Annotated in this window: 1 protein-coding gene; it reads right to left on the reverse strand. The window is 41.7% G+C overall.

Annotation, left to right across the window (positions count from 1 at the left end; genetic code table 11):
• The coding region (locus tag A3762_RS06175; protein WP_156493289.1) for a hypothetical protein at window positions 1–381 on the reverse strand (381 nt) is incomplete at both ends.

Here is a 381-nt window from a genome sequence, read left to right on the forward strand (position 1 = left end):
TTTGCATCAGCTTTTTCGTTCTCTTCAAGGAATTGAACGTATTCAACTTGATCACCTTTGATCAAGTCAGTATCACCTGATTGCGTAACTTCTACTTTACGTAGCATCTGACGAACAATTACTTCGATGTGCTTATCGTTAATCACAACGCCCTGCAGACGGTATACGTCTTGCACTTCGTTTGTAATGTACTTAGCAAGCTCAACAACACCTAGAAGACGCAAAATGTCGTGTGGATTTGATGGGCCATCAGAGATCACCTCACCCTTCTCTACACTTTCACCTTCAAACACGTTCATTTGACGATGCTTTGGAATCAATGCTTCATAAGCATCAGATCCGTCTTTAGGTGTTATAACAAGACGCTTCTTACCCTTGGTC

It is taken from the genome of Oleiphilus sp. HI0125 (assembly GCF_001635355.1).